13 protein-coding genes are annotated in these 10723 nt (G+C 41.9%); 6 read left to right on the top strand and 7 right to left on the bottom strand.

What is annotated here, in order from left to right; genetic code table 11:
• Positions 1-247 (top strand): hypothetical protein (locus DYY65_RS01080; protein ID WP_162476145.1); only part of this gene is annotated, 247 nt, incomplete at its 5' end.
• A 62-nt stretch (positions 248-309) separates the two neighbouring features.
• On the opposite strand, the gene DYY65_RS01075 is transcribed toward DYY65_RS01080, so the two are convergent.
• The 6 genes from DYY65_RS01075 to DYY65_RS01050 all read right to left on the bottom strand — a co-directional run bounded on the left by DYY65_RS01075 (position 310) and on the right by DYY65_RS01050 (position 2942).
• Positions 310-501, bottom strand: coding sequence for an RNA-protein complex protein Nop10 (locus DYY65_RS01075; protein WP_162476144.1), 192 nt, complete (start codon positions 499-501; stop codon positions 310-312).
• Positions 502-514: 13 nt separating this feature from the next.
• Positions 515-1327 carry a translation initiation factor IF-2 subunit alpha gene (locus DYY65_RS01070; protein WP_162476143.1) on the bottom strand — a complete coding sequence of 271 codons (813 nt, stop codon included), beginning with the start codon at positions 1325-1327 and terminating at the stop codon, positions 515-517.
• Positions 1328-1425: 98 nt separating this feature from the next.
• Complete coding sequence (gene cobO / locus DYY65_RS01065) at positions 1426-1974, bottom strand: cob(I)yrinic acid a,c-diamide adenosyltransferase (protein WP_370519256.1); 549 nt, start codon at positions 1972-1974, stop codon at positions 1426-1428.
• Between the two features lie 133 nt (positions 1975-2107).
• Positions 2108-2452: a methionine--tRNA ligase gene (locus DYY65_RS01060; protein WP_370519255.1), complete on the bottom strand. Its 345-nt coding sequence runs from the start codon at positions 2450-2452 to the stop codon at positions 2108-2110.
• A 108-nt stretch (positions 2453-2560) separates the two neighbouring features.
• Entirely contained in the window at positions 2561-2704 is a 144-nt protein-coding gene (locus DYY65_RS01055; protein WP_162476141.1) for a hypothetical protein, read from the bottom strand.
• Between the two features lies 1 nt (position 2705).
• A complete protein-coding gene (locus tag DYY65_RS01050) occupies positions 2706-2942 on the bottom strand; it encodes a hypothetical protein (RefSeq protein WP_162476140.1) in 237 nt (78 codons plus the stop codon).
• Positions 2943-3205: 263 nt separating this feature from the next.
• On the opposite strand from DYY65_RS01050, the gene DYY65_RS01045 reads away from it, so the two are divergent.
• From DYY65_RS01045 to DYY65_RS01025, 5 genes are all read left to right on the top strand, one after another.
• Positions 3206-4330, top strand: coding sequence for a glycosyltransferase (locus DYY65_RS01045; protein WP_236561580.1), 1125 nt, complete (start codon positions 3206-3208; stop codon positions 4328-4330).
• A 56-nt stretch (positions 4331-4386) separates the two neighbouring features.
• Positions 4387-5571 carry a 7,8-didemethyl-8-hydroxy-5-deazariboflavin synthase CofG gene (gene cofG / locus DYY65_RS01040; protein ID WP_162476138.1) on the top strand — a complete coding sequence of 395 codons (1185 nt, stop codon included), beginning with the start codon at positions 4387-4389 and terminating at the stop codon, positions 5569-5571.
• On the top strand, positions 5568-6851 hold the full coding sequence (gene cofH, locus DYY65_RS01035; RefSeq protein WP_370519254.1) for a 5-amino-6-(D-ribitylamino)uracil--L-tyrosine 4-hydroxyphenyl transferase CofH: 1284 nt from the start codon (positions 5568-5570) through the stop codon (positions 6849-6851). The genes cofG and cofH overlap by 4 nt, the downstream gene beginning before the upstream one ends.
• A gap of 73 nt (positions 6852-6924) precedes the next feature.
• The gene (locus tag DYY65_RS01030) at positions 6925-8676 is read left to right on the top strand and encodes a DNA topoisomerase I (RefSeq protein ID WP_162476137.1); all 1752 of its coding nucleotides are present in this window, start codon (positions 6925-6927) and stop codon (positions 8674-8676) included.
• A gap of 251 nt (positions 8677-8927) precedes the next feature.
• Positions 8928-9185, top strand: coding sequence for an Lrp/AsnC family transcriptional regulator (locus DYY65_RS01025; RefSeq protein WP_162476136.1), 258 nt, complete (start codon positions 8928-8930; stop codon positions 9183-9185).
• Positions 9186-9208: 23 nt separating this feature from the next.
• On the opposite strand, the gene DYY65_RS01020 is transcribed toward DYY65_RS01025, so the two are convergent.
• Positions 9209-10660, bottom strand: a complete 1452-nt coding sequence (locus DYY65_RS01020) for a menaquinone biosynthesis decarboxylase (protein WP_162476135.1) — start codon at positions 10658-10660, stop codon at positions 9209-9211.
• Positions 10661-10723: the final 63 nt, after the last annotated feature.

Below are 10723 nucleotides of genomic sequence, written 5' to 3'. Positions count from 1 at the left end.
TACTAACGCTACAAGCGCAGCTGCTGGCATGAACAAGACTGCAGCTACTAACGCTACAAGCGCAGCTGCTGGCATGAACAAGACTGCAGCTACTAACGCGATAAGTGCAGCCGCTGGAAGAATTAATAGTACAGTGAATCTAGTTAAAAACACTAATGCAACCAAATTTGCAACCAATAGCATAATAAACGCGACTAAAAACTCCACACACTTGCCATCTGGAAACGCTACAGCTGTACCGCCGTGAATTTCAGCCGAACATTGTTGTCAACAAGGGCCATCGGACGATGGCTGGATAATCAGATATTCCTATGCGTTATTTGTAGGATTAGATTCAATATCTAGCTGTACGTATCTGTCCGCTATCCGATAACGCGCGTATTTATCATCTGGAGAATATCTAGCAGGGTGTGCATCGACTGTCGGTGCGCCACATCTATCGCAAAGAGGCTTTAGGGTATATAAAAAACATTTTAGACATTTTCGAATCATGTGTTTCATGATGTGATCGACTCTATTTTTGAAAATGTGTCTTCTTGGATTCTTCCCGTAAAAAGTTGAATGTCCCATGATGTTTCTCTAAATTAGAGCGTATCTTTTCTACTAAACTATTCATGGCTTTTTCCGCATTTTTAAAATTCTCTGCTTCGACTACTATCCTATACCTAGGAGCGCCAATGTATGCTACACTCACAGTACTAGTTGTACTTTTACTGGATTCGGCAGCTCCTAGTGTCGATTTAATAATATCAATTCCATTCGGCTTTTTGACAGCAATTTCTGCTATTCCTCGAATTTCTACACCAGGGATCTGGACTTTATTGCTTTCCTCATCGATCGCCTTAAGAACTTCGGGCGACAGATCAATATCCGAAATGACACTTATGCCTTTCCTTGCAACTTCTTCGAAGAGGTCATAGATATAGTCATATTTCTGAAGAATTTTGTCCTCAATCTCTTTGACTTGGGCGTCATTGATTTTGGTCTTTTCCTTGATAATGTTCATAGAGGCCGATGCCTTTTCATTCTTCTTTACCTCGATAAGCTTTGCCTTTCTTTCTTCTCCGGATACCTGCTTCAGAGATAGATCAACTTCGGCACGCGTCTTGTTTACTCTGATGACTTTGAATACTGATTTTTGTCTGGGCCTTACGTATCGTTCTATGTTACGTATCCATCCTGTGGCAATCTCAGAAATATGAAGAAAACCAGTCATATCATTGTATTCGTCCAAAACCACATACGCACCATGACCCGTCAGCTGCCTGATAGTAGCAATAACAATATCACCTTCTTCTGGAAGCCGTCGCATCTCGGTGGTTACCATCCAAAAGTATCGGTCCGAATGGCATACTTTAAGGTTACCATACGCATACAAGATTCATATTGTATGGCTGAACACGAAGCAATCTGTAAAAAGGGTAGCTAATAATCGATTCCCTCAACTGCTTTAACTCCTAATTTATATGGATGCTTAACTTCCCTCATCTCAGTAACTAGATCAGCTAATTCGATAATTTCTGATGGAGCATAATTACCCGTTAGCATAAGTGTTGTTTTGATTGGCTTGCTTTTGATGATTTGTATGATCATTTCTAGGGGAATTAAGTCCAAGTTAGCAGCATAATTGATTTCATCAAGAATCATCAGATCGTATGCATTAGTAGCAAGCTTTTCGATCGCAATTTTAGCAGCCTTTGAGGCGGCTTCTTTATGTTGTTCTAAAGTATGATCGTCATCCAGAATTCCAACAAATCCCTTTCCAGCCGCAATCAATTCAAAATGAGGTTCCAATTTTTTGGAGCTTGTTAGTTCCCCATAGTACCACTCTCCTTTGATGAACTGAATCATTATAACATTGTGTCCATGTCCTACAGAACGGAGAGCTGCTCCCAGAGCGGCAGTCGTCTTGCCTTTGCCTTTACCAGTGTAAACAATAACTAATCCTTTTTTCAAACGCCAAGCCTGAAGTATTTGAACAAAACTTGATATTATAAAAGATGCAGCGATCCCCAATAGATTCGCTTTGACGTGTCAGTAAGCATCGACCAATCCCATTATTTTATAAAAATCTGATAGCACTTTATGCATCAGAGACATACGTCTTCTAGCGTACTACCGATCCGATCGGAGTGTCCTCAGCAACTGTCAAAAAGGCAGGTCGACCACCTGGTTCCTCGGCCGCAAGTAACATCCCGTTTGACATCATGCCACCGATTTTCCTCGGTTCCAAATTGGTGCATACCACTACCAGTTTCCCAATAAATTGTTCGGGCGAATAGTAATGGGCCGCGCCGACCGCAAGCTCTCTTTGTTCGCTACCTACATCCACAACTGCTTTGAAGACCTTCTGCATCCCCTGGATAGCTTCAGCATGAATAACCCTTCCAATCTTCAGCTGAACCTTCGAGAACTCGTCGTAACTTACGTATTCTACTGTATCTACATCCACGAAAGGCAGTGCAAAAATACGATTAAAAACGCTTTCTGTGGTTGAGTCCCAGTCAAGGAACTAACAATTCAGATTCTATTTGCTAAAACAAAAAAAAGTTCGTAGAGGTTATTTCTTTCCGCCGAATATACTGCCCAGACCTTTCGAGATCGCCTGACCAAGCTTGGCTACTGGATTGGATGAATTTGACGATGTGGCATTCTTTGCGGCTGCTGAGGCATTACCTGCTGTTGCTCCACCTGCTTTTGTCATGTTACCTGCTGTTGCTCCACCTGCTTTTGTTTGTCATGTTACCTGCTGTTGCTCCACCTGCTTTTGTCATGTTACCTGCTGTTGCTCCACCTGCTTTTGTCATGTTACCTGCTGTTGCTCCACTCGCATTGGATGTATTGCCAGCCGCAAGTGCAGAACCTGCCGAAGCAGCAGTTACTATCATCACACCAATTGCTATCGCCAAGGGCAAACTCAAGTTGTATTTTGTTTCTGTCATGAAGGACTAAGCATATGCTGTTACATTAATACTTTCAGGTAACAACTTGAAACCAGGCAAGTAACATCCGAGATATTCTGATTTATTCGAGTCAGGGCTATGCGAATACTAGCGTTTGGATGAGCGATAAATTTCAACAAAATCTATATCTGTAGTTTCCGTCAATATGCCTTAAAATGTGGCTCGCGACAATCTTGGCTAACGCATTGCTTTCCGTGGTTATGATAGCCATATGTATGACTTGGATTTACCTGACATTGTATTTGAAGAAATCTTATCGACTCTCACCCAAGCTTAAAGACATTGATAGCGCATCTATAGGTTCGATACCTAAGGTGAGCGTAATTTTGCCGGCTAGGAATGAAGCCATGTATATCTCCAAGTGTCTGGACTCGCTTTTGTTCCAAGACTATCTGAATTATGAAATAATAGCTATTAATGATTCGTCTTCAGATGAGACTGGAGATATAATTTCGCAATACTCGAAAGAGCATCAGAATATTGTCTTTATCGAGCTAGGTCCTCGGCCAGAGGGGTGGGTTGGCAAAAATTGGGCATGTTATCAGGGCTACATACGGTCCACAGGAGATTTGCTCCTTTTTACTGATGCAGATACGCAACATTCGCCTTCTTTGATGTCGCTAGCCGTCAAGCAATTTTTACTCGAGAATCTGGATGCGATCACAGCTATGCCAAGGCTACTCTGCTTAGACAGGTGGACTAGAGCCACTTTGCCGATGCTCTCAACGTTTCTTCACACGCGATTTTCCGCAATAAGGGTAAACGATCCCGAAACAAAAGTAGGTTATTTCTTCGGTAGCTTTTTCATTATTTCCAAAACTGTATACGAGAAAGTGGGTACGCACAAGGAAGTGAAACAAGAGCTAGTGGAGGATGGGGCGCTTGGAGGCAAGGTTAAAGAAGCAAAATTCAAGTTAAAAATGGTTAGGGCTGAAGAAGAGATAACAGCGATCTGGGCAAGAGATCTTCGTTCTCTATGGCAGGGTTTAAGACGATTGATGATTCCACTTTATAGTCAACACAGTATAAAAACAAGCCTTATGGTGATCGCTCTTTTTTTCTTGTTGCTGGTACCGTTTATCATGCTGCTATACTCCTATTTGTTACTCCTCATGTATGGGGACCCATTACTCTATATTCTCCTCATAACATCTACCATGACCTGCGTTCTCATAGTATTGAGTAACGCTATGCATTCTAAATTTGCTCTACGTCAGAGCGCTCTCTATGCGATAGCCTCTCCAATTGCGGCTGTGATTATTTCTTTTTCTTTTATATCCTCAATCATTGACGCGAATAAACCCGGAGCGGTCATATGGAGGAACAGACGATATACAGTTAAAGAACAACAGAATCCGCTGAGGTAGGAGGTATACCTCTAACTCTTTATTAAGAATGACCTAATTTAACAAAGCTGATACACTTGCTAACTACAAGGCACGATCGTTGCCAGTTTGAATCTCTGGATAAAAGTTTGGAGGGTCGAGATATATCAAAAAATGAGGCTTTGGAGCTTTTTATATCTCTTGACTCAGAAGCGATCCTTTCAAACGCCAAACGCATTAGGGACAAATTCAAACCTGGTCCGATTACCTATTCTAGGAAAATATTCTTCAATGTTATGAATTTATGTCGCGATTTCTGCTCTTATTGCACCTACCGCAAGGCACCATCAGATAATCTAGTATCCATGATGACTCCTTCTGATGTACTTCGATTGGCAAGGACCGGGAAAAGATTCAGGTGTACGGAGGCTCTTCTAGTCACCGGTGAAAGACCAGAACAGAGATATCCACAAGCTAGATCATGGTTACACTCTCTTGGACATTCATCTACAATAGACTATCTAAGCGAGATAAGTGAATTGATCCTGCAAAAGACAGGTCTGCTTCCACATACGAATGCTGGCAGTATGACAAAAAAGGAAATGTCTCTTTTGAAACATACGAATGTCAGTTTAGGAGTTATGCTCGAGTCTTCAAGTGAAAAGTTAATGGGAAAGGGTATGCCACACGAATTTGCCCCAAGTAAAAATCCTAAGGTAAGGCTTAAGACGCTAGAAAGTGCAGGACAATTGAGCATACCGATTACTACAGGCCTACTCGTTGGGATAGGTGAAGAGCCTTCGGATATAGTAAACTCATTATACTTAATTAAGGAAATCAACAGGAAATATGGACATATTCAAGAGGTTATAATACAAAACTTTACGCCGAAACAAGCTACCGAGATGGCAAATACGCAACCGCCATCCGCTGACTATTTTCTGAAGACGGTAGGGTTAGCCAGAATTATATTAAAGGAAATGAATATTCAGGTTCCACCTAACCTTAGTCCTCATCATTTTGGAAAGTTTCTCGAGGCTGGTATCAACGATTGGGGAGGCATTTCACCGGTGACGATTGATCATGTTAATCCTGAATTTCCTTGGCCCTCTATTACGACCATCGATGAAATCACAAGAAAATGTGGGTTCTCACTACGAGCCAGGCTTCCCATTTATCCTGAATTTATATTTAACGATTCATTTATTTCTCAAGACCTCAAGAGTTTTGTCAAGCCGATTTCCGATGAATTCGGTCTAGTTCCGGAGGGTTATCTACTGTGACACTGGATTCAATTCTAAAACAGATTGACCCAATAATTTCTGACTCATTAGACCTAGCTTTAAGTGGAAAGGAAATCTCCACTCAGAGAGGAGTTGAATTATTTGAAGCAAAAGGACTTGAAATGAGAATGGTGTTGACAGTCGCTGATGAATTAAGAAAGAGGGCTGTAGGGAAGAGAGTCAGTTACGTGGTAAATAGAAACATAAATTTCACGAATGTTTGTATAAAGAGGTGTGGTTTCTGCGCGTTTAGTAGAGACTTCAGGCAAGAAGAAGGGTATTTATTGCCAATTGGGGAGATTTTGAGAAGAGCCACGGAAGCCTGGAAATTAGGCGCAACCGAAATTTGCATACAAGCTGGGTTACCTCCAAAAATGGACGGATTTTTATATATAGACATTTGTCGAGCAATAAAAAAAGAGATTCCTGACATACATATACATGCCTTTTCTCCAGAGGAGGTTTTATACGGAGCAACTCGTTCTGAGATGTCTGTCGACGAATATTTGAAATCGTTGAAAGAAGCTGGAGTCGGTAGCCTCCCAGGGACAGCCGCTGAAATCCTAGATCAAACCTTGCGTAATTTGATATCGCCTGGGAGGATCAGTGCCAGCGACTGGATCAAGGTGATCAGAGCTGCTCATTCACTGGGGATTCCTACTACTTCTACAATTATGTATGGTCACGTAGAAACGTCCCTTCAAAAGGTAAAGCATATTGAAATACTGAGGGAAATTCAGGAAAGTACGCATGGCTTCACCGAATTCGTACCTCTGAGCTTCATACATACAGAGGCACCTATGTATCGCACAATAAAGAAAAACAGTACCGACGAAAATACGACACCTGTCGTTAGGCCCGGACCAAGTGGGGACGAAGTTTTGAAAATGCATGCCGTTGCGAGAATCATGTTAAGTGGCCTGATAAATAACATTCAGGTTTCGTGGGTAAAGGAGGGACCTAGAATGTCCCAGCTGTTGTTGGATGCAGGTGCCAATGACCTAGGAGGGACACTGATGAACGAAAGCATTTCCACTGCTGCTGGTGCACAATACGGTCAATTAATGAAACCCAAATATTTACATTCAATCATAAAAGAAATAGGCAGGACCCCAGTCGAGCGTACTACCCTTTATAGAGTAGTGAAAGCGTTCGACCAAGAGGGATCAGACTCCAGTTCGGCGCTAGATGAAATTAATCCAAGCGAGTTTGGATCTTATCACGAGCTAATCAAATTGGATCAATTCAGATATCGAACCCAGCGACATTCTAGTATGTAATCTATGTTTGAGATCAGTTTAGTCGTTGGGTAAGGTTTAAGAATAGTGGATTGATCTTTTTGTGTTATATCCGATGGAATCGCACGCCACTACTACAGTTTTGAATGGAAAATGGCATACGCTTCAACACAATGGTGTCGCATTCCCCCCTCCTTATCAGCCCAAAGGCTTAACCGTGTCTATTGGGGGCAGGAAATTATCTCTCGATCAAAGTCAAGAAGAATTAGTATATGCGTGGGCAAAGAAGAAGGATACTCACTACATTCACGATCCGGTTTTTCAAAATAATTTTTTGAGTGACTTCAGGAAACTACTTCCAAAAGATTTACAATCTGTTAATGGCATTTCAGAAATCGATTTTTCAGAAGCTTTCAGCCTGGTAGAAAATGAAAAGCAAATTCGAGAGGCAGAACAACAAAGGATTCGAAACCTTCCAAGGGAAGAAAGGAAAAGCTTGAAAATCACGAAACATCTAGAAAAAGAGAAACTCAAAGCAACATACGCCAAGGCAGTAATCGATGGAACTGAAGTAGACATAGCCAATTGGTTGGTGGAACCTCCAGGTTTGTTTATGGGCAGAGGTCAACATCCTTTACGAGGGAGATGGAAGCCACGTGTAGAGGCGGAAGACGTTATACTTAACCTTGGTGAGGAAGCTTCAATTCCTCCAGGGAATTGGCAGAGCATCGTTCATGATCATTCTTCGACATGGCTAGCGACCTGGACAGAGAAATTAACAGGAAAGCGCAAGTATGTCTGGCTACATGATTCGGCAACGCTAAAGCAGAATAATGAGAAGGAAAAATACGATAAGGCTAATACTCTGGGAAAGCACATCAAAAAAGTACAGAGGGAAATTATCCATAGAATGCTTAAATCTTCGGATATAAATAAAAGGAAAATTGCTACAGTTTCTTATCTAATCTTTAAATTGTCGATGCGAGTTGGGGACGAAAAAGATCCAGAGGAGTCTGACACTGTCGGGGCATCGACACTGAGAGTAGAACACATCAAGTTCCCTGTGGAAAACTCGGGAATGTTCGTAGAGTTTAATTTCTTAGGGAAGGACAGTGTCCCATGGCAAAAAACCCTTAAAGTCGATTCAGAAGACACTAGGGGATTGTATGAAAATCTAAGGTTATTTATGAAAGATAAGGAACCAAACCATCAAATTTTTGATGGAATTACTTCTAGTAAGGTAAATAGTTTTCTCAGGAGCATTGATCCAAAACAAGTCCCGGGCTTAACTGCCAAGGTATTTAGAACTTTTACTACTACTAGAACTGTAAAAGAAGCTCTTGCTAAACCACCGATCAGAATAAGCCGGAGTTCGACAGAGGCTGATAAAATTTATGTCGCCAAAATGGCAAACCTGAAAGCAGCAGTGACTTGTAACCACAAGAAGGGGATTGATCCAAATAATCCCGCGAGTAAAAAGGCTATCGAAAGGTACGAACAATCGTTGCTGAAGAAGCAAGAAACTATTGAACGGCTTAAACTGGATATTCAGGAACACAAGTGGAAAACTGAGACTCAAAAAAGTAGACTGGAAGCAAGATTGGACAAGGTTCGAACACAGTTGAAGCTCCAAAAGAATACTCGCGATTACAATCTTGGGACGTCATTGAGGAACTACATCGACCCTAGAGTTATGAGGGCATGGATGGTACATGTGGATCTTGACTGGAAAAAAATATACACTTCTACACTTCAGCGAAAGTTTAGGTGGGTTGAAGACTACAAATCTAAAGATTTAAGGGCGTACTATCCTGCTGTGGAAAAGATCGAAGACGCAGCTGTGGAAGTCATTCAGGACGAAAGTTAATACGGGCACCTCTCCTCAGGTTGGCATTCCAGTCTGTGTAGATCACACCCATGCTCTGTATACCCTTGAGATCAATTTGTGACTGAAAGGTATTAAAAACAAGTTTAATGTAGAATGAACTATGAGAATAATCAGATAACTAGCATCATGAGTTGTGATTTCTCAAACATTAACATTGGCGTGTCGTAAATGACTTTAGTTCAAGCCAATACTTAATTAGCCCCATTGATATATTCACAAGCAAACAAGCGATGCCTACAGCTTATGTTTTAATTAATTGTGACGCAAACCGAAGGGATGCTGTTATAAACGAGCTGCATCAGTTACCCTCTGTAACGGAAGTTGAAGAGATTCACGGAGCATATGATATGCTCATAAAGCTCAAGCAGGGAAGCGTTGAGGAGCTAAAGGAGACTATCAAGTGGCGCCTGAAGAAAATACCTGATATCAAATCAACCGTCACACTAATAGCAATAGAACAAGCGAGTAAAAAGTCGCCCCCGTTTTAAAGGTTGAAAGCTGGAGGGAGACTTTAGCGGAACCCATATACATTCCATTTCTGGTCAACAATTGCTTTGGTTCTGTCATCGACGGTCGCGAGTTGTTGAACCTCTCTCGTATATCCTTCCTCGAGCCATTTTGTAGTTGCATCGATCCCTAATTTTGAACCGAGATTTATCATAGGAGATGCAGGATCTAGTGTGTCAGTTGGTGCATTATCAATAATGACAGTGTCTCTCTTAGGGTCTACTCTTGTAGTAACGGCCCATATTACCTCATCCACATTATGGACATTTATATCATGATCAACTATTACAAATATTTTCGTAAGGGCAAGTTGACCCGTGCCCCATAATCCCATCATTACCTTCTTGGCTTGACCTGGGTATCTTTTCTTTATAGAGATAACTGCAAGGCCTTGAAACCATCCAGCTGCTGGCATCGTAAAGTCGACTACTTCAGGTTGAAGTAGCTGTATTAATGGCAAAAATGACCTTTCGACAACGTTGCCGATATATGCATCTTCTAATATTGGTTTTCCGACAACGGTGGTAAGGTAGGTTGCCTTCTTTCTTTTCATTAAACCCGTTAGCGTGAACGTAGGAAATGGTTCAGGAGGAGTATAATAGCCAGTATGGTCGCCGAATGGACCTTCCATACGAAGGTCATTGGAATTAACATGCCCTTCCAAAACGATCTCGGAGTTGGCAGGTACTTCTAAATCAACAGTGCTACATTTGACGAGCTTTACACCTTTCTTTCTCATAATGCCTGAAAAGAAGAATTTATCCATTCCTTCAGGAACAGGTGACACGGCCGCGAGAATAGTCGCAGGGTCCGCTCCTATGATGATAGCAACCTCAATTGGGCCTCCATGTTCCTTTTTAATTTCGTAGTGCTGAGCGCCCCTTTTGTGAATCTGCCAATGCATCAACGCATGCTTGTCATCTATAATTTGGATTCTATAAACGCCGAGATTCCGGACTCCTGTGCTTGGGTGTCGCGTGACTGTCACACCAAAAGTGACAAATCTGCCAGCGTCCTTTGGAAAGGATTTAAGATTCGGTAGGCTCTCGAGGTCAGCGTACTGAGTCTCAATTACTTCTTTTATGGGCCCGGTGTCCACCACTTTTGGAGCAAAGTCGGAGATCCCGGATAGCTTTGGAAGCATCCTAATCTTATTAAGCATGCCCGAAGGCACTGTTAGTCTTGTCAGGTCAACTATACGGTTCCCTATCTCTGAGAAGTCTTCTACACCTAACGCAATTTGCAGTCGCCTAGTTGTCCCAAATGCATTTCCAAGTACTGGGATATCATAACCCTCTACTCGCTCGAATAGAACTGCCGGTTGATTCCTGGCGTACATTAATCTGCGCATAATCTCTGCGATTTCTAATTCTGGGTTCACTTGGGTCTTGATGCGCTTTAATTCGCCGGCTTCTTCTAGAGCCTCTATATACTCTCCCAAGCTCTCAAATGGCATGAAAATCCTATCCATAGTACGATAGATAAGGTTTCTTGAAATCAGGTCTTTTGCCGACGGACT

The sequence above is a fragment of the Nitrososphaera sp. AFS genome (genome assembly GCF_009898475.1).
Classification (GTDB): Archaea; Thermoproteota; Nitrososphaeria; order Nitrososphaerales; family Nitrososphaeraceae; genus Nitrosopolaris.
The sequence above is the reverse complement of the archived record's forward strand: the minus strand, read 5'-3'. Positions and strand labels throughout refer to the sequence as shown.

Bases quoted from the DNA above. Each gene is read 5' to 3' on its own strand.
- DYY65_RS01050 (WP_162476140.1), bottom strand. From the start codon at position 2,942: ATGACAGAAACAAAATACAACTTGAGTTTGCCCTTGGCGATAGCAATT.
- DYY65_RS01070 (WP_162476143.1), bottom strand. From the start codon at position 1,327: ATGGTAACCACCGAGATGCGACGGCTTCCAGAAGAAGGTGATATTGTT.
- DYY65_RS01030 (WP_162476137.1), top strand. From the start codon at position 6,925: ATGGAATCGCACGCCACTACTACAGTTTTGAATGGAAAATGGCATACG.
- DYY65_RS01025 (WP_162476136.1), top strand. From the start codon at position 8,928: ATGCCTACAGCTTATGTTTTAATTAATTGTGACGCAAACCGAAGGGAT.
- DYY65_RS01020 (WP_162476135.1), bottom strand. From the start codon at position 10,660: ATGCCATTTGAGAGCTTGGGAGAGTATATAGAGGCTCTAGAAGAAGCC.
- DYY65_RS01055 (WP_162476141.1), bottom strand. From the start codon at position 2,704: ATGACAAAAGCAGGTGGAGCAACAGCAGGTAATGCCTCAGCAGCCGCA.
- DYY65_RS01075 (WP_162476144.1), bottom strand. From the start codon at position 501: ATGAAACACATGATTCGAAAATGTCTAAAATGTTTTTTATATACCCTA.